The organism is Pseudomonas sp. CCNWLW23 (genome assembly GCF_037095675.1).
In the GTDB taxonomy this organism is placed as follows: Bacteria; Pseudomonadota; Gammaproteobacteria; order Pseudomonadales; family Pseudomonadaceae; genus Aquipseudomonas; species Aquipseudomonas atacamensis.
The window spans coordinates 39,197-64,123 of the sequence record NZ_JBAWKM010000016.1; the positions used below are offsets into that span (position 1 = coordinate 39,197).

Genomic DNA, 24,927 nt, shown 5'->3' on the forward strand with positions numbered 1-24,927 from the left:
GCGTCCTTCAAGCGGATTTCGGGATGAGACGCTCAAACAGCGCCTCGACAGTATTGAAACGTTCTTCCGGGCGCTCCATCGGCACCTGGAATTTAAACATCGTCGCGCCTTCGAACTTGTAGCGCTTGGGCTGCGTCTGGATCAGCTTGATCAGGGTCATCGGGTCAACCGGCGTCTGCGCTTCGAACTCGATGCGCCCGCCTTGCGGCCCGCCGTCGACTTTCTTGATGCCGAGCTTTTCCGCCTGCAATTTCAGCGCGGTGATCCGCACCAGGTTCTTGGTCGGCTCCGGCAACAGACCGAAGCGGTCGATCATCTCCACCTGCAGGTCCTTGAGGCCTTCCTCATCGGTGGCCGAGGCGATGCGTTTATACAGAATCAACCGCGCATGCACATCCGGCAGATAATCTTCCGGAATCAGCGCCGGCACCCGCAGATTGACTTCCGGGCCGCCACCAAGCGGTTGATCGAGGTTCGGCTGCTCGCCCTTGCGGATCGACTTCACTGCGCGCTCGAGCATTTCCATGTACAGGGTGAAACCGACGGCCTGAATCTGCCCGCTCTGACCATCGCCCAGCAGTTCGCCGGCGCCACGGATTTCCAGGTCGTTGGTCGCCAGCACGAAACCGGCGCCGAGGTCCTGGGTATTGGCGATCGCCTCCAGACGCTTTTCCGCGTCGGAAGTGATCTGCTGGCGCGGCGGCGTCAGCAGGTAGGCGTAGGCCTGGTGGTGACTGCGGCCGACACGACCACGCAACTGGTGCAACTGGGCCAGGCCGAACTTGTCAGCGCGCTCGATGATGATGGTGTTGGCGCTCGGCACGTCGATGCCGGTCTCGATGATGGTCGAGGCGATCAGCACGTTGAAGCGCTTGTGGTAGAAGTCGCTCATCACCTGTTCGAGTTCACGTTCGCGCATCTGCCCGTGGCCGATACCGATGCGCGCTTCCGGCACCAGTTCGGCGAGGTCGGCGGCGCATTTTTCGATGGTCTTCACATCGTTGTGCAGGTAGTAAACCTGACCACCACGTAGCAGTTCACGCAGCAGGGCCTCTTTGACCGTGCTCTTGTTCTGCTCCATGACGAAGGTGCGCACCGACAGGCGTCGCGCTGGCGGCGTGGCGATGATCGACAGATCGCGCATGCCCGACACCGCCATGTTCAGCGTGCGCGGAATCGGCGTCGCAGTCAGGGTGAGGATGTCGACTTCGCTGCGCAGGGCCTTGAGCTGTTCTTTCTGGCGTACGCCAAAACGGTGTTCTTCGTCGATGATCACCAGCCCGAGGTTTTTGATCTTCACGTCGTCGGACAGCAGCTTGTGCGTGCCGATGACAATGTCGATCTTGCCTTCCGCAAGATCGGCGATCGCCGCGTTGACTTCCTTGGCCGATTTGAAGCGACTCATCACTTCGACCGTCACCGGCCAGTCGGCGAAGCGGTCGCGGAAACTGTTGTAGTGCTGCTGGGCGAGCAGGGTGGTCGGTACCAGAATCGCCACCTGACGCCCGCCGTGCACGGCGATGAACGCGGCGCGCATGGCCACTTCGGTCTTGCCGAAGCCAACGTCGCCGCAGACCAGGCGATCCATCGGTTTCGGCGCGAGCATGTCTTCGCGCACGGCCTCGATGGTGGCTTGCTGATCGGGTGTTTCTTCGAACGGGAAACCGGCGCTGAACGTCGCGTAATCGGCCTTCGGATCGGCGAAGGCATAACCTTCGCGGGCGGCGCGACGGGCATAAATGTCGAGCAATTCGGCGGCGACGTCACGCACCTGCTCGGCGGCTTTGCGCTTGGCTTTCTGCCAGGTTTCCGAACCGAGGCGATGCAACGGCGCGAGCGAATCGTCGCTGCCGGTGTAACGTGCGATCAGGTGCAGGTTGGCTACCGGCACGTAGAGCTTGGCGTTCTCGGCGTATTCGAGGGTGAGGAATTCGGCGGCCTGATTGTCGATTTCCAGAATCGTCAGGCCCAGGTAGCGGCCGACGCCGTGATCGATATGCACCACCGGCGCGCCTTCGCGCAGTTCGGTGAGGTTCTTGATCACCGCATCGTTGCTGACGTCGCTGCGCTTCTCGCGGCGACGACGTTGCATGACCCGTTGGCCGAACAGCGGACTTTCCGCCACCAGCGCCAGCGCCGGGTCGTCGAGCAGCAGACCTTCGTCGAGCGGGGCGATGGTGATCGCCAGACGATCCTTGCTGGCAACGAAGTCTGGCCAGCTGTCGACGGTTTTCGGCCGCAACTTCAGGCGTTCCAACAGTTCCAGCAGGACTTCGCGACGACCCGCCGACTCGGCGGTGAACAGCACACGACCAGGGAATTCTTCGAGGAAGCCGGCCAGCGCCGCCAGCGGTTGCGTGGCCTTGGCTTCGATGGCCAGGTCCGGCAGCGCATGGGCCGGGAAGCGCTCACGGCCGACGCCGCTTTCAACGTCCTGTTGACTGGCAACGACGCGTGGCCAGTTCTTCAGGCGCGCGAAGCAATCTTCTACCGGCAGGAACAGTTCGGCCGGTGGCAATAAAGGACGCGAAGGATCGACGCGGCGTTCTTCGTAACGATTGCGCACGTCGTTCCAGAAGTTTTCCGCCGCCTGCTCGATGCCCGGCAGCGAGAACACCTGGGTGTCCTGGGGCAGGTAGTCGAACAGCGTCGAGGTTTCGTCGAAGAACAGCGGCAGGTAGTACTCGATGCCGGCCGGGGTGATACCGCTGCTTAAATCTTGAAAGATCGGGCAGCGGCGAAAATCGACGTCAAAGCGCTCACGGAAACGCGCCTTGAAGCGGGTGACTGCGTCTTTCTGCAATGGAAACTCGCGGGCCGGCAGCAGCTTGACCGACTCGACCTTGTCGATCGAGCGCTGGGTTTCCGGATCGAAGGTACGCAGGGTTTCGATTTCGTCGTCGAACAGGTCGATGCGATACGGCAGCTTGCTGCCCATCGGGAACAGGTCGATCAGCGCGCCGCGTACGGTGAACTCGCCGTGCTCGTACACCGTGTCGACATAGCGATAGCCGCTGGCTTCGAGCCGCGCACGCATCTGTTCGACGTCGAGCTTCTGGCCGATGTCCAGCACCAGGCTGCTGCCGAGGAGGAACTTGGTCGGCGCCAAGCGATGCAGGGCGGTGGTGATCGGTACCACCAGCACGCCGTGGGCCAGTTCCGGCAGGCGATACAGGCTGGCGATGCGCTGGGAGATGATGTCCTGGTGCGGCGAGAACAGGTCGTAGGGCAGGGTTTCCCAGTCGGGGAAATGCAGTACGGGCAAATCCGGGGCGAAGAAACTCAGCTCCTGTTCCAGCCGTTCGGCGCTTTGGCTGTCGGCGGTCAGCAGCAGGGTAAAGCGCTTGGCAGCGCTGGCAGCCTCGGCAATCGCCAGGCTGAGGGCGGCACCGGGCAGATTGCCCCAGTGCTGTTTACCTGCTTCGGCAGGGAGTAGCGGTAGACGCAGAACAGGCACGGAAGGTTGAGCTCCAGGCGTTGCGACAAAGTCGGTAATTGTAGCGGCCTCCGGTGCCGCCTGTCAGTTGCAGACTGCGTCTATCTTCATGGTTTGGACGAAATGTAGTGGTAACCATAAAAACGAGCACTTTTTTCATGGTTATGTAGTGCCGAAACCGGGTGGTGTTACGGAGGGTTACAGACATCGTCTAACAGTCGTCGAAAAATTGACTGCGCTGAAAGCCCCGGTTTTACTGGGCTGGAGAAAGGCGTAAATTTTTTGAACGGGAATTTGTTACCGATTGCGCGACAAGCGCGCATTGCTGAAAGGGCTTGTCGGCGGCATAATGTAGCCCCTTTTTTCTGCCCCTACATGTGGAAGGTTACCGTGACTCAGAAGCCCGACCAGTGTCTTGGTGAATGGATCGACCGTGAAGCACTCGCAGAAGCGATGATCCCGCTTATCGGTCAGCTCTACCGCAATAACAACGTGGTTAGCTCGATCTATGGCCGCAGCCTGATCAACCAGTCTGTCATCGCGATTCTCAAAGCTCACCGCTTTGCTCGCCACCGTTCTTCGGACGACAGCGAACTCTCCGTCCACGAAACATTCCCACTGCTCAAGGCCATGAGTGAGCTCAAGCTCGGCGCGGCGTCGGTGGATCTGGGCAAGCTGGCGTTCAAATTCCGCAATGAAGGCAACGGCCGCAGCGCCGAGCAGTTCGTGCGTGAAGAGATGGCTGACGTGGTTGGCCAGCAGAACGCTTCGGCCCGCAAAGGCACCGACGTTGTTCTTTACGGCTTCGGTCGTATCGGCCGTCTGCTGGCGCGCATCCTGATCGAGAAAACCGGTGGTGGCGACGGCCTGCGTCTGCGCGCCATCGTCGTGCGCAAAGGCGCCGAGAACGACCTGACCAAACGCGCCAGCCTGCTGCGTCGCGATTCGGTACACGGTTCGTTCAACGGCACCATTACCATCGATGAAGAAAACAACACCATCACCGCCAACGGTAACCTGATCCAGGTGATCTACGCGAAGAACCCGACCGAGGTGGATTACACCCAGTACGGCATCAAAGACGCGCTGCTGGTGGACAACACCGGTGTATGGCGTGACGCCGACGGCCTGGGTCAGCACCTGGCGTGCCCGGGCATCGATCGCGTTGTTCTGACCGCGCCTGGCAAGGGCAAGCTGAAGAACATCGTTCACGGCATCAACCACGGTGAAATCACCGCTGACGACAAGATCGTCTCGGCTGCTTCCTGCACCACCAACGCCATCGTGCCGGTGCTCAAAGCGGTCAACGACAAGTTCGGCATCATCAACGGTCACGTCGAAACCGTTCACTCGTACACCAACGACCAGAACCTGATCGACAACTTCCACAAGGGCGATCGCCGTGGCCGCAGCGCCGCGCTGAACATGGTGATCACCGAGACCGGTGCCGCCACCGCTGCTGCCAAGGCTCTGCCTGAGCTGGCCGGCAAGCTGACCGGTAACGCGATCCGCGTTCCGACGCCGAACGTGTCGATGGCCATTCTCAACCTCAACCTTGAGAAAGCCGCCACCCGTGAAGAGATGAACGAGTACCTGCGCTACATGGCGCTGCACTCTGAGCTGCACAAGCAGATCGACTTCGTCAATTCGCAGGAAGTGGTGTCGACCGACTTCGTTGGCTCGCGTCACGCTGGTGTGGTCGACGCTGAAGCGACCATCGTGCAGGACAACCGCGTCGTTCTGTACGTTTGGTACGACAACGAGTTCGGCTACAGCTGCCAGGTGGTTCGCGTAATGGAAGACATGGCTGATGTGAATCCGCCAGCGTTTCCGCGCTAAGCCTCAGGCTTGAATGAAAACGCCCCGGCATTTTGTCGGGGCGTTTTTGTTTGTGGGCCTGTTGGATCTTCTGTGTCCTTGCCGGCCTCTTCGCGAGCAGGCTCGCTCCCACACTGGATCAGTGTCGTTCACAATCTTCTGTGGGAGCGAGCCTGCTCGCGAAAGCATTCTGTCAGGCGCCGCTGGCTACCGAAGCCTGCGCCGTGCGCAACTCATGCCGGTTGCCACGGAACAATACCAACGTCGCAATCAACCCCAACACCGCCGCGCCACTGAGCCAGATCCCCGGTGCTGCCTTGTTGTCCAGCACATGAATCAGGTAGGTACACGCCGCCGGGGTAAAGCCGCCGAACGTCGCCGTCGCCAGGCTGTACGCCAGCGAGAAACCGGTCGTGCGCACTTCCACCGGCATGATCTCGGTCAGCGCCACCACCATCGCGCCGTTGTACGAGCCATAAAGGAACGACAGCCACAGTTCGACAATCAGCAAATGGCTGAAGCTGGGGTTCGCCACCAGCCACGACAGCGCCGGATACGCCGTGAGGATCGCCAGAATCGTCGCTGCCAGCAGTAAGGGTTTTCGGCCGATCTTGTCGGATACCGCGCCCATCACCGGTAGCCAGAAGAAATTCGACAAGCCGATGCACACCGTCACCAGCAAGGCGTCGAGGTCCGACAGATGCAACTCGGCCTTGCCGAACGTCGGCGTGTACGCAGTGATCAGGTAGAACGAAACCGTGGTCATCACCACCAGCGCCATGCCGGCAATGACGATGCCGAAGTTCTGCCCGATCGAGCGGACGATTTCGCCGAGGGTAGGGCGGTGGGTGCGCGCCTGGAATTCCGGAGTTTCTTCCAGCGAGCGACGGATGAAAAAAATCACCGGCACGATCATGCAGCCAATCAGAAACGGCACGCGCCAGCCCCATTCGCCCATTTGCTCCGGACTCAGCCAGTGATTCAGAGCAACGCCGAGCAGGCCGGCGAACACCACGGCTGCCTGTTGGCTGGCCGACTGCCAACTGACGAAAAAGCCTTTGCGCCCCGGCGTAGAAATTTCCGCCAGATACACCGACACGCCGCCCAATTCCACGCCCGCCGAGAAGCCTTGCAGCAGGCGGCCGAACAACACCAGTAGCGGTGCGGCGACGCCGAGCGTCGCGTAACCGGGCACGCAGGCAATCAGCACCGTACCGGCGGCCATCATCGCCAAAGTGATGATCAGCCCTTTGCGCCGTCCGTGACGGTCGATATAGGCGCCGAGGAAAATTGCCCCCAGCGGGCGCATCAGGAAGCCGGCGCCGAAGGTCGCCAGCGACAGCATCAGCGAAGCGAAGGCGCTGTCGGTGGGGAAGAAGGTTTTGGCGATGGCCGTGGCATAGAAGCCGTAGACCATGAAGTCGAACATTTCGAGGAAGTTGCCGCTGACAACGCGAAAGATCGCTTTGCCTTTGCCCGTGGTGGAGGACATGGGAGGTACTCACTGTTCAATTTTGTATAAAGGCGTTGCAGCCATGGGGAAGCGAGCGGGCGCTTGTAGTTCATAATGGCCGCCGTGGTTTTGCGGGGAGATGAAGAATTGTTAACTGGACGCTGGTGGGGGCCTGTGGTGTTGGCGGTGGCAATCGGCGGCTGCGGCACCGGCGATTCCCTGGAACAGGTTGGCGGTTCGACCATGGGCAGCACCTGGTCGGTCAAGTACGTGCGCCACGCCGGGGTCGCCGATCCTGCGCGGGTGCGCGGCGAAGTGCAGGCCATCCTCGGTGAAGTCGATCAACAGCTGTCGACTTACCGAAGTGACTCCGCCATCGAACGTTTCAACGCCTTGCCCGCCGATAGCTGCCAAGCCATGCCGGCAGCGGTGCTCGAATTGGTCCGCATCGGCGAACAGCTTTCAACGCAAAGCGAAGGCTCCTACGACCTGACCGTGGAACCGCTGCTGGACCTCTGGGGATTCGGCCCGCAAGGACGCGAAGAAAAGATCCCTGATGCGGCCGCTGTGGCCGAGGTCATGCAGCGGGTCGGCCATCAGCACCTGCGCATCGATGGCGAGCGGTTGTGCAAGGACGCCGCCGTCGAAGTCGACTTCAACAGCATTGCCGCCGGTTACGCCGTGGATATCATTGCTGCCAGATTGCAGGCCATGGGCATCGACAATTATCTGGTCGAAGCAACGGGCGAACTCAAAGCCCGCGGCAAGAAACCGGATGGTTCAGCGTGGCGCATCGCTCTCGAAGAGCCTCGCGATGACCAGCAAGTGGCCGAGCGGATTATCGATGTCGACGGCTATGGCGTATCCACCTCCGGTGACTACCGCCACTATTTTCTGCAGGACGGTCGGCGTTATTCCCACACCTTCGATGCACGCAGCGGGCGACCGGTCCTACACGACCTGGCGTCAGTCACGGTGATTCATCCTTCAGCGTTGATGGCCGATGGACTATCGACGCTGTTGCTGATTCTCGGGCCGGAAAGGGCGCGGGACTATGCCCAAAAACATGACATTGCTGCATTCTTTGTCTTGCGTGCCGATACAGGTTTCGTCACCCGCAGCAGTCAGGCATTTACGCAGCTTGTCGGTGAAAAAAACTGACCGAAGACAAGACGAAAGCTGGCGTTGTAGTGCAGGCAAAAGTAGCCTACGACGCGACCAAGGGTTAATGTGCGCGGCGTTGACGCTTCTATAGACTGTGTCCGGGTTCTTCACTGGCCCCCAATTGTTCCTTCGCGCCGCCGTTCGGCGTGATTTAGCCGCCGGTGCTGCTGGCACCGCGGCCTGTTCTGAGGAGTACGCATGGCTGTCTACAACTACGACGTGGTGGTACTGGGTTCCGGCCCGGCGGGAGAAGGCGCGGCAATGAACGCCGCCAAAGCGGGGCGCAAGGTCGCGATGGTCGACAGCCGTCGCCAGGTCGGCGGCAACTGCACCCACCTCGGCACCATCCCGTCCAAGGCACTGCGTCACTCGGTGCGGCAGATCATGCAGTTCAACACCAACCCGATGTTCCGCGCGATCGGCGAGCCACGCTGGTTCTCCTTCCCGGACGTGTTGAAAAGCGCCGAAAAAGTCATTTCCAAACAAGTCGCATCGCGCACCGGCTACTACGCCCGTAACCGCGTCGACGTGTTCTTCGGGACCGGCAGCTTCGCCGACGAGCAAACCATCGAAGTGGTCTGCGGCAACGGCGTGGTCGAGAAGCTGGTGGCCAAGCACATCATCATCGCCACCGGTTCGCGCCCGTATCGCCCGGCGGACATCGATTTCCACCACCCGCGCATCTACGATAGCGACACCATCCTCAGCCTCGGTCACACCCCGCGCAAACTGATCGTTTACGGCGCTGGTGTGATCGGCTGCGAATACGCATCGATCTTCAGTGGTCTGGGTGTGTTGGTCGAACTGGTCGACAACCGTGGCCAGTTGCTGAGCTTCCTCGACTCGGAAATTTCCCAGGCGCTGAGCTACCACTTCAGCAACAACAACATCACCGTGCGTCACAACGAAGAGTACGACCGCGTCGAAGGCGTGGACAACGGCGTAATCCTGCATCTTAAATCCGGCAAGAAGATCAAGGCCGACGCCTTGCTCTGGTGCAACGGCCGTACCGGCAACACCGACACGCTGGGTCTGGAAAACATCGGGGTCAAGGTCAACAGCCGTGGCCAGATCGAAGTCGACCAGAACTACCGCACCTGCATAGAGAACATCTACGGCGCCGGTGACGTGATCGGCTGGCCAAGCCTGGCCAGTGCCGCCCACGACCAGGGTCGTTCGGCCGCTGGCAGCATCGTCGACAACGGCAGCTGGCGCTTCGTCAATGACGTGCCGACCGGCATCTACACCATTCCGGAGATCAGCTCGATCGGCAAGAACGAGCAGGAATTGACCCAGGCGAAAGTGCCGTACGAAGTCGGCAAGGCCTTCTTCAAGAGCATGGCGCGGGCGCAGATTGCCGGTGAGCCGCAGGGCATGCTGAAGATCCTCTTCCACCGCGAAACGCTGGAAGTGCTCGGCGTGCACTGCTTCGGTTATCAGGCGTCGGAGATCGTGCACATCGGTCAGGCGATCATGAACCAGCCGGGTGAGCTGAATACGCTGAAGTATTTCGTCAACACCACGTTCAACTACCCGACCATGGCGGAAGCCTATCGGGTCGCGGCGTACGACGGCCTCAACCGGCTTTTTTGACGGGCTCCGGCCGGTGGCCTGAGCCGGCCGGGGAGACCGATTTCAGCAATTCTCAAGGGTGGCAGTGGCCAAACCGGGAAAGTCTGTAATCAGGCTGTCAACGCCGAAGTCGGCGAGTCTGCGCATCAGCGCAGGCTCGTTGACGGTCCACACCGACACATGCAGGCCCTGACGCTGCGCCTTCTGCAGGCGTTCCGGCGTACACAGCGTCCAGTTCAAGGCGAGAATCTCGCAACCGTAGCTGGCCGCCACCTTCAGCGGATCGAGCCAGGCGTATTCGGCCACCAGGCCACGGGATACGTCGGGTACCAGATCCAGCGCTGCCTTCAAGACTTCCCGCGAACTCGAAGTGATCGTCACCTTGTCGAGCAGGCCGTGGCGCTGAGCCATTTCCCGAATCGCCAGCACGGTAGTCGCCGCGCGGGTGCGTGATGCGCTTTTGACTTCCAGCTGCCAGTGCTCGAAATCACATTGCTCGAACAACTCTTCCAGCGTCGGAATCGGGCACGGCTTGATCCAGCCCGGGCCGCCCTTGCGTGCGTCGTAGGTCACCAGTTCGGCGGCGGTGTGCTCGACGACTTTGCCGCGACGGTCGGTGGTGCGCTTGAGGGTCGGGTCATGGATGACCATCAGCTCGCCGTCCTTGGACAGGTGCAGATCCAGTTCGCAGCGGCGCACGCCGTGCTTGAGGCATTCCTGAAAGCTGCTCAGGGTGTTTTCCGGTGCTTCGCCCTTGGCGCCGCGGTGGCCGTAGATGAGGGTCACGGTGCTTCCTTAAGTTAAATGCCAGATTCGTTCTGTTCGCGGGCCAGACGGCGTTCCTGAGCCTGCTTTTGCAAGATGTAGCGCGCGAGCAATTGGCGCTGGGCATCGGTCGGACGCTCGAACTCGGTGCCGACGTCATACCCATCCCCCTTGGGATCGCAATGGGTGACCCGGGCACGCAGCAGCAGGCCGAGTGCCTGCGGCATCAGCACCAGTTTCACCGACAGGTGTGCGCCAGTGGCAATCGGGGTCGGGTACTGAAAGTCGATCCCGCCCTCGGAGATGATCACTGGCTGCGGCTCGCCGATGTGGCCGAGCACGGTCAGGGCGATCACCTGGCTGAGCAGGTCAATGCGTTTGTTCTGCGATTTGAGAAACGCGGCGATGGCGCGGTCGCGCTCGCTGATCTGCCGCAACAGGTGCTGCGACTCGAATTCGCTCAGGTGCAGTTCGCTGAGCAGGTTGAAGAGTGGGGATGCATCCTGCAACACTTCCTGGCCTGCGGCTTCGGGAGCGGACAGGGGCCGAATTTCCAGTGCGATCGTGTCCTCGATACGGTAGTATTCGCGGCGATCTTCTTCATCTAATGTCGACATGGCGAACCCATGGTAGCGGCGGTGGTCTGAGTGTAAAGCTGGTTTTCGACCCCCGCCACAAGGACGTTCCTTTTCCCTCCGAACAAGCCCCGACATGTTCAGACCTCTCTTCGTATTTATCGGCACGCGTTATACCCGTGCAAAGCGTCGCAATCATTTTGTGTCATTCATTTCCCTGACTTCGATGATCGGGCTCGCCCTTGGCGTGGTCGTGATGATCGTCGTGCTCTCGGTGATGAACGGCTTCGATCATGAGATGCGCACCCGCGTGTTGGGCATGGTGCCCCACGCTACTCTCGAGACCGGCGAGCCGATCAATGACTGGCAGAGCCTGGCCGACAAGGTCAAGCAGAACCGGCAGGTGACGGCGGTGGCGCCGTTCACCCAGATGCAGGGCCTGCTGACCAACAACGGTCAGGTTTCCAAGGTGTTGCTCAATGCCATTGATCCTGCGCTCGAGCGCAATGTGTCGATCATCGACAACTTCATGAAGCAGGGCAAACTCGACGACCTGACACCGGGCAGCTTCGGCATCGTCATCGGCGACAAGGCGGCGACCAAGCTCGGCGTCGGCATCGGCGACAAGGTTACTTTTGTCGCACCGGAGGTCAGCGTGACCCCGGCGGGGATGTTCCCGCGCATGAAGCGCTTCACCGTGGTCGGGATTTTCCATGTCGGCGCCGGTGAGCTCGACGGCTACCTCGGCGTGACCAATCTGCAGGATCTGGCGAAAATGCACCGCTGGAAAGCCGATCAGGTGCAGGGCCTGCGGCTGAAGTTCGACGACCTGTTCCAGGCGCCGCGCGAGGCGTGGAACATTGCCCAGCAGCTCGGCGAAGATCGTTACTACGCCCGCGACTGGACGCGCACCCACGGCAACCTGTATCAAGCGATCCGCATGGAAAAAGCCATGATCGGGCTGCTGTTGCTGCTGATCGTCGCCGTCGCCGCGTTCAACATCATTTCCACGCTGGTGATGGTGGTGAACGACAAGAAGGGCGACATCGCCATTCTGCGTACCCTCGGCGCGACACCGGGCACGATCATGCGCACGTTCATGGTTCAGGGCACGGTAATCGGCGTGGTCGGCACGGCCATTGGCGCAGTGGTCGGGATCCTCGCGGCACTGAATGTCAGTGCGGCCATTTCGGCGCTTGAAGGGCTGATCGGCCACAAGTTCCTTAATGCTGACGTGTATTTCATTGATTATCTTCCTTCGCAGGTACAGAGCCAGGACGTCGTCATGGTCTGCGCCGCTGCGTTGGTCCTGAGTTTCCTCGCCACCCTGTATCCCGCCTGGCGTGCCGCGCGCACCCAGCCGGCGGAGGCGTTACGTTATGAGTGAGTCGGGCATGAGTGAACAAGCAATTCTGAGCTGCCGTAATCTGGGCAAATCCTACGAGGAGGGTCCGGAGTCGGTACAAGTGCTGGCCGGCCTGCAACTGGAGTTGCACCCAGGCGAGCGTGTGGCGATCGTGGGTAAATCCGGTTCCGGCAAAAGTACCTTGCTCAACCTGCTCGGCGGTCTCGATACGCCAAGCAAGGGCAGCGTCTGGCTCGACGGTGAAGAACTGTCTGCGTTGAGCGAGAAAAAGCGTGGCCTGCTGCGCAATCGCGCGCTTGGTTTCGTTTATCAGTTTCACCATTTGCTGCCGGAATTCACCGCGCTGGAAAACGTCTGCATGCCGCTGTTGATCGGCAAGACCGCCATCCCGGAGGCGCGCCAGCGTGCCACGGCATTACTGGAGCGTGTCGGTCTGGGCCATCGTCTGGAACACAAACCGGCGGAACTGTCCGGCGGCGAGCGTCAGCGCGTGGCCATTGCCCGTGCCCTGGTCAACAATCCGGGGCTGGTGATGCTCGATGAGCCGACCGGCAACCTCGACCTGCACACCGCCGAAGGCATTCAGGATCTGATGCTGGAGCTGAGCACGTCGATGCGCACGGCATTCCTGGTGGTGACGCACGACATGAACCTGGCTCGCCAGATGGACCGCGTCCTGCAGTTGCAGGAAGGCTGCCTGACTCCCATCTGACTGGCTGAAACCCGGCGCCCGTAACGGCGCCGGGTCTTTTATTTCTATACGGTGCCCCAGCGAATGTTCAGACCGTTATCGATCTTTATCGGCACGCGCTATACCCGCGCCAAGCGCCGCAATCGCTTTGTTTCGTTCATTTCGATGACCTCGATGATCGGCCTCGCCCTCGGCGTGCTGGCGATGATCGTGGTGCTGTCGGTGATGAATGGCTTCCAGCGCGAGATGAGCTCGCGCATCCTCGGCATGGTGCCCCATGCCACCATCGTTGGCGTCAAGCCGATCGATGACTGGCAGCCGGTGGCCGCCGCCGCGATGAAAAATCCCGAAGTGACTGCCGCCGTGCCGTTCACCGAGATGGAAGGCATGCTGTCCTACAAGGGTTCGATGCAGCCGATTCAGATCAGCGGCGTTGATCCGGCCCAGGAAGGCAAGGTGTCGATCGTTGCCCAGCACATCGTCCAGGGCCGTCTCGATGCCTTGAAGCCGGGCGAATTTGGTGTGGTGATCGGTGAAATCACCGCGCGGCGTTTCCGCCTCAATGTCGGCGACAAGATCACTCTGATCGTCCCGGAAGTCAGCACCGCGCCGGGCGGTATCACCCCGCGCATGCAGCGCCTGAATGTGGTGGGCGTGTTCAAGGTCGGCGCCGAGCTGGACGGCTCGATGGGCCTGATCCACGTCGCCGATGCCGCGACCATGCAGCACTGGCAGCCGAATCAGGTGCAGAGCGTGCGGCTGGCAGTCAAGGACCTGTACGCGGCGCCGAAGGTGTCTGCGGACATTGCCGGTGGCCTCGGCGCTGACTTCAAGGCTGACGACTGGACCCACACCCAGGGCAGCCTGTTCAGCGCGATGAAGATGGAAAAAACCATGATCGGCCTGCTGTTGCTGATGATCGTCGCGGTGGCGGCGTTCAACATCATTGCGACGCTGATCATGGTGGTGAACGACAAGGGCGCCGACATCGCGATCCTGCGCACGATCGGCGCTACGCCCCGGCAGATCATGGCGATCTTCATGGTCCAGGGCACGGTGATCGGTATTGTCGGCACCATCATTGGCGGCGTGCTGGGCGTGATTGCGGCGCTCAATGTCAGCGAACTGGTCGGCTGGGTCGAGCGCGTGACCGGCCAGCATATCTTCAGTTCGGACGTGTATTTCGTCAGCAACCTGCCTTCGGAACTGCAGGGTGGGGATGTGCTGTTGATCTGCTCGGCGGGATTCATTTTGAGCTTCCTGGCCACTGTGTATCCAGCGTGGCGGGCGGCGAAGATCGAACCGGCGCATGCGCTGAGATATTCGTAAGCGACTCCATGCTCGTTCCCACGCAGAGCGTGGGAACGATCAGGTCCGAGGCAACTCGATTACAAACCGCGTCCAACCCGCTTCAGATTCGCAATGAATCGTCCCGCCATGTGCCCGCACGATCGACTGGGTGATCGCCAGACCCAACCCCGCATGCTCACTGCTACCTTCCTGCCGCGCCGGATCCGCTCGATAGAAGCGGTCAAACAGACGCGGCAGTAATTGCGCTGAAACCCCCTCGCCACTGTTTTCGACGCAGACGCGCACGGTCTCCCCCTCGTCGACGATGCTCAAGCGCACATAACCCTCGGCCGGGGTAAACCGCAGCGCGTTATCCAGCAGATTCGACAAGGCCCGGCGCAACATGCCGCGATCACCTTCGATTTGCGCCTCACCTTCACGGCTCAAGCTCACACCAGCGTCTTCCGCCAGTGGCGCAAAAAACTCCAGCAGCATGTCGGCCTCATCCGCCAGCTCCAGTGGTTCGCGCTTGGGCATCAGCAAGCCGCGGTCAGCCTTGGCCAGATAGAGCATGTCGTTGACCAGTTGCGCCATCCATTGCAGTTCTTCGAGGTTGCTGTGCAGCGCTTCGCGGTAGTCCTCCAGTGCGCGTGGGCGGGTGAGGGTGACCTGGGTGTGGGTCAGCAGATTCGACAACGGTGTGCGCAGCTCATGGGCGATGTCGGCGGAGAATGCCGAGAGGCGCTGAAACGAGTCGTCGAGGCGTGCGAGCATGGCGTTGAAGCTGTGGGCCATTTCCGCAAGCTCTGGTGGCATCTTCTCTTCAGGCAGTCGGGCATTCAGCGATTGCGCGGAAATCCCACGGGCCACTGCGCTCATCCGCCGCAACGGGCGCAGACCGCTGCGCGCCGCCCAGGCCCCGAGCAGGGCGGTAGCTAGCGCTGACAGGCCGACGGTCAGCCAGATCAGATGCTGCATGCGCGTAAGAAAATGCTGGTGATGGGTGATGTCCAGCAGCAGCGTCAGTTGTGGCGAATCCGCTGCGTCCGGGTAGAGCGGGGCGCGCAGCACGCGGTAGTCGGTGCCGTCATGGCTGATGGTCGACAGGCCTGTTTGCAGCGGCAGATTCTTCGGAATCTGCACCGAGCTGTCGTACCAGTGCTGCCCGTCGCCACTGGTGATGCGCAACGACAGATCCGCCTGCCGGTTGAGTTCATCGGCCAGCCGCGCCTCGCGCTGCGCAGGTTGGAGATCCTGCAAGGCGCGGCGCAGGCCGATCAGTTTCGTCTCCAGTTGTTGCTGATCGAGTTCGATGAAGTGCGCCTCGCTGGCGCGGTCGAACAGCACCCCGGCGAACAGCGAGACCACCGCAGTGCAAGCGGCAAACAACAGTGCCAGGCGCGTGCTCAATGACCAACGACGCATCACAGCGAACGCTCTTCGAGCACGTAACCCATGCCGCGCACGGTGTGGATCAACTTGTTGGGGAAGTCATCGTCGATCTTCAGGCGCAAGCGGCGGATCGCCACTTCGATGACGTTGGTGTCGCTGTCGAAATTCATGTCCCAGACCTGCGAGGCGATCAGCGATTTGGGCAGGACTTCACCCTGACGGCGCAGGAGCATTTCCAGCAGGGCGAATTCCTTGGCGGTCAGGTCGATGCGCTGGCCGCTGCGTTCGACCCGGCGGCGGATCAGATCCAGGCGCAGATCGGCCAGTTGCAGACTGGTTTCCTGGGCGATTGCGCTGCCGCGCCGCAACAGGCTGCGCACCCGCGCGAGCAGCTCGGAAAAGGCGAATGGCTTGACCAGATAATCGTCGGCGCCCAGTTCGAGGCCGTGAACCCTGTCCTCCACGGCGTCTTTGGCGGTGAGAAAAAGTACCGGCGTTTCGAGGCCGGCGCTGCGCACCGCTTGGAGAATCTGCCAGCCACTGCGCCCGGGCAGCATTACATCGAGGATCAACAGCGCGTAGTCGCCGCTCAAGGCCAATTGCTGGCCGCTAATCCCGTCAGCCACCAGCTCGGTATTGAATCCGGCCTCGGTCAGGCCCTGACGCAGGTATTGGCCGGTTTTCGCTTGGTCTTCGACGATCAACAGTTTCATGGGCGACTCGGGCGGGGTTGGTATTTGGAAGGGCGAAGGCGTTATACCGTGAGATCCGGCGATAAGCGCCAAGCTGACAAAGTTGTAATCTGCCTGTCAGGTCGATGCCAGCCCTGGGTGATTAGAGTTTCCCACAGGCTGAACCTTCTCTTGTTGGAGTACGACCATGTTTTTGCGCACCTCGCTGAAAATTGCCGCCTGTCTGCTGGCATTGAGTACGCCAGCCTGGGCGACACCGGTGCACGCCTTCGCCTTCGGCCAGCCGGCAGCGGCGAGCCAGGCCACGCGGACTATCGAAATCGTCATGGGCGACATGAACTTCGACCCGAAGGCCATACAGGTCAAGGCCGGTGAGACGGTTCGCTTTGTGCTGGTGAATAAAGGCCAGTTACTGCACGAATTCAACCTCGGTGATGCGGCGATGCATGCCAGTCACCAGCAGGAAATGTTGCAGATGCAGCAAAGCGGCATGCTTACGCCTACCGGCATGAAAGAAATGTCCCACGATATGGCGGGCATGAATCACGCGGCGATGGGGCATGGCATGCAGCATGACGACCCCAACAGCGTACTGGTCGAGCCCGGTAAAACTGCTGAGTTGACCTGGACCTTCAGCAAGGCCATGGCGCTTGAGTTTGCCTGCAATATCCCCGGGCATTATCAGGCGGGCATGGTCGGCAAACTGACAGTCAGTCAGTAAGCACTCAAAGGCGCGGGCAAAGGCTGGTAGAATCCGCTGATTCTTCAGTCAGGTTTCCGCCATGCATCCCGCAGCCGAACATTCGCCGCTGGGCAAATCCAGCGAATACATCGCCACTTACACGCCGTCCCTGCTGTTCCCGATTCCGCGCACCGCGAAATGGGCCGAGCTGGGCCTGACCGCCGAAACCCTGCCGTACAAAGGCGTGGATTTCTGGAACTGCTTCGAGCTGTCGTGGCTGCTGCCGTCGGGCAAACCGGTGGTGGCGATCGCTGAATTCAGCATCCCGGCGGACTCGCCGAACATCATCGAATCGAAGTCGTTCAAGCTCTACCTCAACTCGCTGAACCAGACGCCGTTCGCCGACGTCGCCACATTGCAAGCGACGCTGGTCAAGGATCTGTCCGCCGCTGCCGGCAAACCGGTGGGCGTGCGGGTGCGCAGTCTGAAAGACGTGGAAGCTGAAGGCGTGGTGGCGTTGCCGGGCGTGTGCATCGACGATCTGGATATCAGCGTGAGCAATTATGAACACCCGCGTCCGGAGCTGCTGCGTTGCGATGATTCGCGGATCGTTGAAGAGAGCGTGCACAGCCACCTGCTCAAATCCAACTGCCCGGTGACCAGCCAGCCGGACTGGGGCAGCGTGGTAGTGGAATATCGCGGCGCGGCGCTGGATCACGCCAGCCTGCTGGAGTACATCGTCAGCTTCCGCCAGCATTCGGACTTCCATGAGCAATGCGTTGAGCGGATTTTTCTTGATCTGCAGCGGTTGTTGAAGCCGGAGAAACTCACGGTGTTTGCGCGCTATGTGCGCCGGGGTGGGCTGGATATCAACCCGTATCGCAGCACTGAAGAGGTGCAGCTGCCGAATCACCGGCTCGTACGTCAATAAAGAAACGGAATGTGCGATATCCCTTGTGGGGGCGAGCCTGCTCGCGAATGCGGTGTTTCATTCAACGATGATGTCGACTGACACGACGCCTTCGCGAGCAGGCTCGCTCCCACAAGGGCTTGCATGCACATTTTGCAAATGAAAAAGCCCTGCCATCGCTGGCAGGGCTTTTTTTGTGCGGCGGGGCGTCAGATGCCCATGCTGCCCAGCGTATTCATGATATTGCGCAGGGTGCCGGCGATCGCCGGGTGTTCGACTTCGAAGCGCTCGACCGCCAGGTTCACGCCGTCGGCGATGCTCGCGTCCTGGGTGGCAGTTTCCAGCTGGATTTCCGATTCGATCTGCGCCATCAGCGCATGCAGATCCTCACGCTCGGCTTCCGACAGCGGTGGATTGTGTTCCAGCTGCTCGCGCAGGGTATCGAGCTGTTTTTGCAGTTCTTGGGCGGGCATGGTGGTTTCCTTTTATCAATAGGCACTGGCATTGACCGCAGCCACGCGCCAAAGGTCTATGGCTGACCTTTAGATTAATCCACTCTCGGTAAACCTGCATGACGCCGATCAGGGCTTTTCGCCTTTGGCGCGGCGCAGGCTGATGTCTGCGAGGCAGGCGTCCAGTTCGCCGAGATGATCGATTACCGAATGCACACCCAGGCCGAACAACTGCACGGTTGCCTTGCCGCGCAACTTTTCGCGTTCCTTTTGTGACAAAGCCTGCCACTCGCTCGGGCTGAGGCCGCATAGCGAGCCACAGGACGCCAGGCCAATCGTCCATAACCCGGCATTCAGACCGGCCTGTAACAGGCGCGGCTCACCGCTGACCAGCACGCAGCCGTCGAGGCGGTCGATGTTCAAACTCATCAACGCCTGCCAGCACGCGTTGGGCGCTGGCCATGGATTCATTGTTGCTGAATGTTGCGTCGGTTTGATCCAGTCTGGCAGCGAGGCGGCCAGTGGCTGAGCGAGGGCAGCGGGCAATTCGTCGAGCCACGCGCAGGGAATTCCCTGGCGCTGCAAACTTTTCAGGCTATCGAGTGCGCCGGGTGTAGTTTTGGCATGTTCCGGCTGGGCGTTGAGCTCTTGCGCGGCGCGGGCACCGAAATCCACCAGGCAACCGCTCAGGCCGAACAGCACGGCAGTCAGGCCGGGCGCGGCGACGGGCAAGGTTTCGGCGTGAGTCATGGCAACGTCCCTGAAATAACGCTCAAGACTAGGGCGCTGGGGTGACAGTTGCATGACAGGCGGGTGAAAGCCTGCGTAGGAAACTTCCTGCATATCCTTGCAGCGGCGCACTGCCCAAATCGCCGTTTACGCTTATACTAGCGGCCTTAATGCCCGGGCCGAGAGGACCGCGCCAGTATCGAATCCAAGGAGTTTTTCTATGCGCTGGAGCCCTTCGCTCACTCAGCTAAGTGTATGTGCCAGCCTGTTGCTGGCGCCGTTCGCCACCCAGGCGGCCACCGAAGAAGACCCTTGGGAAAGCGTCAATCGGCCGATTTTCCAGTTCAACGACTTCGTTGACACCTACGCGCTTAAGCCATTGGCGCAGGGTTATGAGTTCATCACCCCGCAGTTCGTTGAAGACGGCATTCACAATATGTTCCGCAACGTCGGTGACGTGACCAACCTGGCGAACAACATTCTCCAGGCCAAACCGGCTGCAGCGGGCGTTGATACCGCCCGACTGATTTTCAACACCACCTTCGGTCTGCTCGGCTTCTTCGACGTCGGCACCAAGATGGGCTTGAACCGCAGCGACGAAGACTTCGGTCAGACCCTCGGTTACTGGGGCGTGGGCAGCGGCCCGTACGTGATGCTGCCGCTGATGGGGCCGAGCACCCTGCGTGACGCACCGTCGAAATATGTCGACAGTTTCACCGGCGCGTACCGCTACATCGACCACGTGCCGACGCGTAACTCGATCTTCGGCCTGAACATCGTCGACACCCGCGCCAGCCTGCTGTCGAGCGAGAAGCTGATCAGCGGCGACAAATACACCTTCATCCGCAACGCTTACCTGCAGAACCGCGAGTTCAAGGTGAAGGACGGTCAGGTCGAAGACGATTTCTGATTTCGACCGGTGATGAAAAAGGCGGCCCTCGGGTCGCCTTTTTTGTCCGCGCCAGAGCGTCGCCTGCGACTGCCACTACCTTCCATCGGGTTACCGTTGGAGCGGTTCTTATAACTCCCGGTGATTTGACAAACAAAGTCGTCAAGCGACAATCGGCGCATGCTTGAAACGCTCTGCGGATGGGAGTACCGTCTGCGCCTTAGAAGGGCACCTCTGTTTAAAACCGCGCGCCAGGCGAATGCTTGAAAGCGCTGCAACAGAGAGGCTAGAAAGCGAATCCAGTAGTCTGCGCAGGGCCGATGCCCCGCTCACTACGCCAACCTAATTCTGGCGCCGTTTGCCCACATGCCAAAAACCAGTGCCACGCTGCTGATAATCGATGATGACGAGGTAGTGCGCGCGAGCCTCGCGGCCTATCTGGAAGACAGTGGTTTCAGCGTCCTGCAGGCCGGCAACGGTCAACAGGGTCTTCAGGTATTCGAGCAAGACGAGCCCGATCTGGTCATCTGCGATCTGCGCATGCCGCAGATGGGCGGTCTCGAACTGATCCGTCAGGTCACCGAGCGCTCACCGGAGACGCCGGTGATCGTGGTCTCGGGTGCCGGGGTGATGAACGACGCGGTCGAGGCCCTGCGCCTGGGCGCGGCGGATTACCTGATCAAGCCTCTCGAAGATCTGGCTGTGCTCGAGCACTCCGTGCGCCGGGCCCTGGATCGTGCGCGGCTGCTGGTGGAAAACCAGCGCTACAGCGAGAAGCTGGAAAAGGCCAACCGCGAGCTCGAAGCCAGCCTGAACCTGCTCCAGGAAGACCAGAACGCCGGTCGCCAGGTGCAGATGAACATGCTGCCGGAAAGCCCGTGGAGCATTGACGAATTCAATTTTGCCCATCAGATCATCCCGTCGCTGTACCTGTCGGGTGATTTTGTCGACTATTTCCGCGTTGACGAGCGCCGGGTCGCGTTTTATCTGGCGGATGTTTCCGGGCATGGCGCGTCATCAGCCTTCGTCACCGTGCTGCTGAAGTTCATGACCACGCGTTTGCTCTTCGAATCGAAACGCAGCGGTACCTTGCCGGAGTTCAAGCCTTCGGAAGTGCTCGGTCATATCAACCGGGGACTGATCAGTTGTAAGCTGGGTAAACACGTCACAATGGTCGGTGGAGTCATCGACGAGGAGACCGGTTTGTTGACCTATAGCATTGGCGGCCATCTGCCTTTGCCTGTGTTGTACACGCCTGACAGTGTTCGTTATCTCGAAGGCCGTGGCCTGCCGGTGGGCCTTTTCAATGAAGCCACCTACGAAGACCACGTGCTTGAGCTGCCGCCGACGTTCAGCCTGACGCTGATGTCTGATGGCATTCTGGACCTTTTGCCGGAAGCAACGCTCAAAGAAAAAGAGGCTGCTTTGCCCGAACGGGTGAAGTCAGCGGGCGGCAGCCTGGATGGTCTGCGGCAAGTGTTTGGTTTGGCCACGCTAGGGGAGATGCCGGATGATATCGCCCTGTTGGTGTTGAGCAGGAATCTTTAATGAGTACCGGTAGAATCCAGTTCGCCGAGCAGGGCGGCACCTTCGTGCTGAAGTTCGTCGGTGAAGTCCGCCTGACCCTGTGTTCGGCGTTGGATGCGACTATTGAGAAAATCTTCACCGCGGCGAATTTCAACGCGATCGTGATCGATTTGACCGAAACCCGCAGCATCGACAGCACGACGTTGGGCCTGCTGGCCAAACTGTCGATCCTGTCGCGGCAGAAGGTCGGCCTGTTGCCGACGGTTGTCACCACCCACGAAGACATCACCCGTCTGCTGCAATCGATGGGCTTCGAGCAGGTGTTCAACATCGTCAACCACCCGGTGCCGTGCCCGGAGTGCCTGGACGACCTGCCGGATCAGGACCAATCCGAAGAAGTGGTGCGAGTCAAGGTGCTGGAAGCGCACAAGATTCTCATGGGCCTGAACGATTCCAATCGTGAAGCGTTTCATGATCTGGTGAATGCGCTGGAAAGACACTGATCTCGTGAATTGATGGTGTCTGGGCTGGCCTCTTCGCGAGCAAGCTCGCTCCCACACTGGATCAGTTCGATCACAAATCCCCTTGTGGGAGCGAGCTTGCTCGCGAAGGTTTCAGTTCGGTCAACGCGCCTCTCAATGCAGAATGAAAAAGGGCGAACCTGTGAAGGTTCGCCCTTTTTGCATTCTACAAACTCAGATCACAGCTTGGCCTGCAGCAATGCTTCCAGTTTTTCCTGATCGCGGGCGAACTGACGGATGCCTTCAGCCAGTTTCTCGGTGGCCATCGCGTCTTCGTTGGACAACCAGCGGAATTGCGCTTCGTTGAGGCTCAGACGCGCTTCACCGGCATTGCCCGGTGCCAGTTTGCGTTCCAGCTTGCCGGTATCGGCGGCGAGCTTCTCCAGCAGTTCGGGGCTGATGGTCAGGCGATCACAGCCAGCCAGTTGTTCGATCTGGTTGATGTTACGGAAGCTGGCGCCCATGACCACAGTCTTGTAGTCATTAGCCTTGTAGTAGTTGTAGATGCGCGTCACCGACTGCACGCCAGGATCATCGGCGCCGGTGTAGTCGTTGCCGTTGGCCTTCTTGTACCAGTCGTAGATACGGCCCACGAACGGCGAAATCAGGAACACCCCGGCGTCGGCGCAGGCGGCGGCCTGGGCGAAGGAGAACAGCAGGGTCAGGTTGGTCTGGATGCCTTCCTTTTCGAGGATCTCGGCGGCGCGGATGCCTTCCCAGGTCGAGGCGATCTTGATCAGCACGCGGTCGCGGCCGACGCCGGCCTTGTCGTACAGCTCGATCAGACGATGCGCGCGCTTGAGGATCGCATCCTGGTCGAAGGACAGGCGCGCATCCACTTCGGTGGAGATGCGACCCGGAACCACGTTGAGAATTTCCTTGCCCACTGCGACGCCGAAACGGTCGCTGGCCAGGCCGACATCGCCCTTGCAGTCGCGAACGCAATCGTTCAGCAGTTCGGCGTAACCGTGAATGGCCGAAGCCTTGAGCAGCAGGGAAGGGTTGGTGGTGGCATCGGTCGGTTTGACTCGGGCGATCGCTTCGAAGTCGCCGGTGTCGGCAACCACGGTGGTGAACTGTTTGAGTTGTTCCAGCTTGGAAGTCATGGGCGTGCTCTATCCTATGGGTCTGAAGACATTACCCGAGCGCTGACGGGCACTCAAGGGTGCATTCGTGGATCGATGGCCCCTGCGGCAACAACCTGAAAACGATTGTTTGAAAGGTGGGGCGCGGTGTCGCTGAATACGATGCCAAAACAGCCCACAGGTTCAAAGCAACCGACCTGTGAACAGACCGGTTGCCCAAGGCTTACTCAGCGTTCAACAGACCTTCTACCGACAAGCGCGCCGGTTTTGGCTGGCCGTCAGAGGTGAGAAAGCCGAAGTTCTTCTCGCGATCGTTGCTGCCGGAATCACTGTTCCGCCATTCATAGATAGACGTCAGGGGAATATTCAGGCGTTTAACGTCGGTAATAAACGCGTTGATCTTGGTCGCTTGCCCCTCGGGACCACCGTTGGAGGCGAGGGCCGAAACCCCCCATTCACTGATGACCCCCGGCAGATTGAAGTTCTGCTGGATGAAGGTCTGTGCGTTGCTGATCTGCGTGGCGGTCATGCCGTAAGGGTGATAGGACACGGCGTTCAGGCATTTGGGGTAATCGCTGACGATACTTTTCATCGCCACCGTTGACGCCGAGCCCGCGCTTGGCGGCCGGGCGAAGCCGAAACCGACCCGTGGCGTCGTCTGCGGCTGACCTTCGAAGGCCTTGCACATGCCAGCCATGAACGGCACGAAGGTGGTATCGAAATTGCGCGTCGGCCAATAGGTTTCCAGATCCGGCTCGTTCCAGATTTCGATCGCCACCAATTGCGAACTCCAGGTTTTTTCCAGCCCGGTCACGGTGTTGGCGAACTTAGCGCCGGCGGCGTTCAGCTCCTCTGGCGAAGTGGCCGGCAATGCCTTGATCGCGCGCACCGTCAGCAGCACCGGCAGGCCGGCGGAAGCGGCGGCGGCGAAGGCGTCGCTGACCTGTTTCTGATAAGTCTTGGCGGTGAGGCTGTCACTCCACACGCCGAAGCGCACAAAGCTGAAGCCGGCGGCCTTGATTTGTGCGGCATCGGCGGCGGTGAAGCTCTGGATCTTCACCTGCACGCCGATGGTTTTTGCTGGAAGGTTGGGGAACAGCTCACTGGCGTGAACCTGGCTGGCGGCACCGAGCGCCATCAGGGCGAGGGCGGCGAGTTTATTGCGCTGTGCTGTTTTCATGTCTGCTCTCCTGAAGAGAATGACAACTACGAATATTTGTCCCGTTACTCAATTTCCGATAACGGTGATGGCACTAAGTGCGCGAATGTTATTTTTTGTCAGGAAAACAGCAACTGAAAATCACAGTTATTTTTAGTCCGCTAATTGTGGTTGGGGCGGCTTAAAACGCTGTGGTACTTAATGTTCCTGTACTAACAGGGCGAAGCTATTTCTGAGTGCAGGAAAGTCGAGAGGGTTCATTAACTTTCACGGCATGTTGGCTGTTTGATATTACACAGGAAAGCAAGACTTGTTCAAAAAGATCCTCGTTGTCTGCGTGGGCAATATATGCCGAAGTCCGACGGCTGAACTGCTGCTGCGCAACGCGCTGGGCCAGTCCGCCATCACCGTGTCCTCAGCCGGCCTGTCCGCCCGCGTGGGCGAGGGCGTGGAGGCCTCGGCGCGGCAGGTTCTCGAAGAGCACGGGCATTGCGCCGAGGCCTTCAAGGCGCGGCAACTGACCTCGGACATCGTCAATGACTCGGACCTGATCCTGGTCATGGAAAAGACCCACGTCAATCAAGTGCTGAAGATTGCCTCGCACGCCCGAGGCAAAGTGTTTCTGCTCGGCAAGTGGCAGAGCGAGCGCGAAATACATGATCCGTATCGTCAAGGCAAAGCCGCGTTTATTCATGCCCACGCATTGATTGAAGATGCTGTTAGTTCATGGGCAAAGCGTCTCGGGCATTGATGAATCTT

General features: G+C 60.2%; 22 protein-coding genes. 12 read left to right on the plus strand and 10 right to left on the minus strand.

What is annotated here, in order from left to right; genetic code table 11:
* Positions 1 to 7: 7 nt before the first annotated feature.
* Positions 8 to 3,457, minus strand: coding sequence for a transcription-repair coupling factor (mfd, locus tag V8J63_RS19520; protein ID WP_024013632.1), 3,450 nt, complete (start codon positions 3,455 to 3,457; stop codon positions 8 to 10).
* Positions 3,458 to 3,811: 354 nt separating this feature from the next.
* Between mfd and V8J63_RS19525 the strand changes: the two genes are divergently transcribed.
* Positions 3,812 to 5,275: a glyceraldehyde-3-phosphate dehydrogenase gene (locus V8J63_RS19525; protein WP_016775482.1), complete on the plus strand. Its 1,464-nt coding sequence runs from the start codon at positions 3,812 to 3,814 to the stop codon at positions 5,273 to 5,275.
* Between the two features lie 172 nt (positions 5,276 to 5,447).
* Here V8J63_RS19525 and V8J63_RS19530 read toward each other — a convergent pair whose 3' ends face one another.
* A complete protein-coding gene (locus tag V8J63_RS19530) occupies positions 5,448 to 6,746 on the minus strand; it encodes an MFS transporter (protein ID WP_016775481.1) in 1,299 nt (432 codons plus the stop codon).
* 75 nt (positions 6,747 to 6,821) lie between these two features.
* Here V8J63_RS19530 and V8J63_RS19535 point away from each other — a divergent pair, with 75 nt between their 5' ends.
* Positions 6,822 to 7,868, plus strand: coding sequence for an FAD:protein FMN transferase (locus V8J63_RS19535; protein ID WP_336464512.1), 1,047 nt, complete (start codon positions 6,822 to 6,824; stop codon positions 7,866 to 7,868).
* Positions 7,869 to 8,069: 201 nt separating this feature from the next.
* Complete coding sequence (gene sthA, locus V8J63_RS19540) at positions 8,070 to 9,464, plus strand: Si-specific NAD(P)(+) transhydrogenase (protein ID WP_039760770.1); 1,395 nt, start codon at positions 8,070 to 8,072, stop codon at positions 9,462 to 9,464.
* Between the two features lie 42 nt (positions 9,465 to 9,506).
* Here the strand turns inward: sthA and V8J63_RS19545 are convergent, their stop codons facing one another.
* Both V8J63_RS19545 and V8J63_RS19550 read right to left on the minus strand, forming a co-directional pair.
* Positions 9,507 to 10,229: a glycerophosphodiester phosphodiesterase gene (locus V8J63_RS19545; protein ID WP_008087738.1), complete on the minus strand. Its 723-nt coding sequence runs from the start codon at positions 10,227 to 10,229 to the stop codon at positions 9,507 to 9,509.
* 14 nt (positions 10,230 to 10,243) lie between these two features.
* Positions 10,244 to 10,825, minus strand: a complete 582-nt coding sequence (locus V8J63_RS19550; RefSeq protein WP_016775478.1) for a PilZ domain-containing protein — start codon at positions 10,823 to 10,825, stop codon at positions 10,244 to 10,246.
* Between the two features lie 94 nt (positions 10,826 to 10,919).
* On the opposite strand from V8J63_RS19550, the gene V8J63_RS19555 reads away from it, so the two are divergent.
* The 3 genes from V8J63_RS19555 to V8J63_RS19565 all read left to right on the plus strand — a co-directional run bounded on the left by V8J63_RS19555 (position 10,920) and on the right by V8J63_RS19565 (position 14,169).
* Positions 10,920 to 12,170, plus strand: coding sequence for a lipoprotein-releasing ABC transporter permease subunit (locus V8J63_RS19555; RefSeq protein WP_024013629.1), 1,251 nt, complete (start codon positions 10,920 to 10,922; stop codon positions 12,168 to 12,170).
* Positions 12,163 to 12,861 carry a lipoprotein-releasing ABC transporter ATP-binding protein LolD gene (lolD, locus tag V8J63_RS19560; RefSeq protein WP_024013628.1) on the plus strand — a complete coding sequence of 233 codons (699 nt, stop codon included), beginning with the start codon at positions 12,163 to 12,165 and terminating at the stop codon, positions 12,859 to 12,861. The genes V8J63_RS19555 and lolD overlap by 8 nt, the downstream gene beginning before the upstream one ends.
* 63 nt (positions 12,862 to 12,924) lie before the next feature.
* Positions 12,925 to 14,169, plus strand: a complete 1,245-nt coding sequence (locus V8J63_RS19565; RefSeq protein ID WP_024013627.1) for a lipoprotein-releasing ABC transporter permease subunit — start codon at positions 12,925 to 12,927, stop codon at positions 14,167 to 14,169.
* Positions 14,170 to 14,208: 39 nt separating this feature from the next.
* Here V8J63_RS19565 and V8J63_RS19570 read toward each other — a convergent pair whose 3' ends face one another.
* The gene (locus V8J63_RS19570) at positions 14,209 to 15,555 is read right to left on the minus strand and encodes a heavy metal sensor histidine kinase (RefSeq protein ID WP_336464513.1); all 1,347 of its coding nucleotides are present in this window, start codon (positions 15,553 to 15,555) and stop codon (positions 14,209 to 14,211) included.
* Entirely contained in the window at positions 15,555 to 16,235 is a 681-nt protein-coding gene (locus V8J63_RS19575; RefSeq protein ID WP_130903103.1) for a heavy metal response regulator transcription factor, read from the minus strand. Before V8J63_RS19575 ends, V8J63_RS19570 begins: the two co-directional genes overlap by 1 nt.
* 166 nt (positions 16,236 to 16,401) lie before the next feature.
* Between V8J63_RS19575 and copI the strand changes: the two genes are divergently transcribed.
* Entirely contained in the window at positions 16,402 to 16,935 is a 534-nt protein-coding gene (gene copI, locus V8J63_RS19580) for a copper-resistant cuproprotein CopI (RefSeq protein WP_336464514.1), read from the plus strand.
* Between the two features lie 61 nt (positions 16,936 to 16,996).
* Positions 16,997 to 17,827, plus strand: coding sequence for an NADPH-dependent 7-cyano-7-deazaguanine reductase QueF (gene queF / locus V8J63_RS19585; protein ID WP_016775473.1), 831 nt, complete (start codon positions 16,997 to 16,999; stop codon positions 17,825 to 17,827).
* A 188-nt stretch (positions 17,828 to 18,015) separates the two neighbouring features.
* Here queF and V8J63_RS19595 read toward each other — a convergent pair whose 3' ends face one another.
* Positions 18,016 to 18,279, minus strand: a complete 264-nt coding sequence (locus tag V8J63_RS19595) for a DUF4404 family protein (protein WP_016775472.1) — start codon at positions 18,277 to 18,279, stop codon at positions 18,016 to 18,018.
* Between the two features lie 108 nt (positions 18,280 to 18,387).
* Positions 18,388 to 19,008, minus strand: a complete 621-nt coding sequence (locus V8J63_RS19600; protein WP_130903106.1) for an HAD family phosphatase — start codon at positions 19,006 to 19,008, stop codon at positions 18,388 to 18,390.
* Positions 19,009 to 19,207: 199 nt separating this feature from the next.
* Here V8J63_RS19600 and V8J63_RS19605 point away from each other — a divergent pair, with 199 nt between their 5' ends.
* The 3 genes from V8J63_RS19605 (at position 19,208) to rssC (ending at position 21,906) form a co-directional block, all read left to right on the plus strand.
* Complete coding sequence (locus V8J63_RS19605) at positions 19,208 to 19,897, plus strand: MlaA family lipoprotein (RefSeq protein WP_016775470.1); 690 nt, start codon at positions 19,208 to 19,210, stop codon at positions 19,895 to 19,897.
* A gap of 345 nt (positions 19,898 to 20,242) precedes the next feature.
* Positions 20,243 to 21,424 (plus strand): two-component system response regulator RssB, encoded by a 1,182-nt coding sequence (gene rssB / locus V8J63_RS19610; RefSeq protein WP_217862936.1) that lies wholly within the window; start codon positions 20,243 to 20,245, stop codon positions 21,422 to 21,424.
* Positions 21,424 to 21,906 (plus strand): anti-sigma factor antagonist RssC, encoded by a 483-nt coding sequence (gene rssC, locus V8J63_RS19615; protein WP_122699480.1) that lies wholly within the window; start codon positions 21,424 to 21,426, stop codon positions 21,904 to 21,906. The genes rssB and rssC overlap by 1 nt, the downstream gene beginning before the upstream one ends.
* A gap of 197 nt (positions 21,907 to 22,103) precedes the next feature.
* Here rssC and tal read toward each other — a convergent pair whose 3' ends face one another.
* Together tal and V8J63_RS19625 are read right to left on the minus strand one after the other, a co-directional pair.
* A complete protein-coding gene (gene tal / locus V8J63_RS19620; RefSeq protein ID WP_016775468.1) occupies positions 22,104 to 23,030 on the minus strand; it encodes a transaldolase in 927 nt (308 codons plus the stop codon).
* Between the two features lie 202 nt (positions 23,031 to 23,232).
* A complete protein-coding gene (locus tag V8J63_RS19625) occupies positions 23,233 to 24,189 on the minus strand; it encodes a cellulase family glycosylhydrolase (protein ID WP_125927275.1) in 957 nt (318 codons plus the stop codon).
* A gap of 289 nt (positions 24,190 to 24,478) precedes the next feature.
* Here V8J63_RS19625 and V8J63_RS19630 point away from each other — a divergent pair, with 289 nt between their 5' ends.
* On the plus strand, positions 24,479 to 24,919 hold the full coding sequence (locus V8J63_RS19630; protein ID WP_041477312.1) for a low molecular weight protein-tyrosine-phosphatase: 441 nt from the start codon (positions 24,479 to 24,481) through the stop codon (positions 24,917 to 24,919).
* The last annotated feature ends 8 nt before the right edge of the window (positions 24,920 to 24,927 follow it).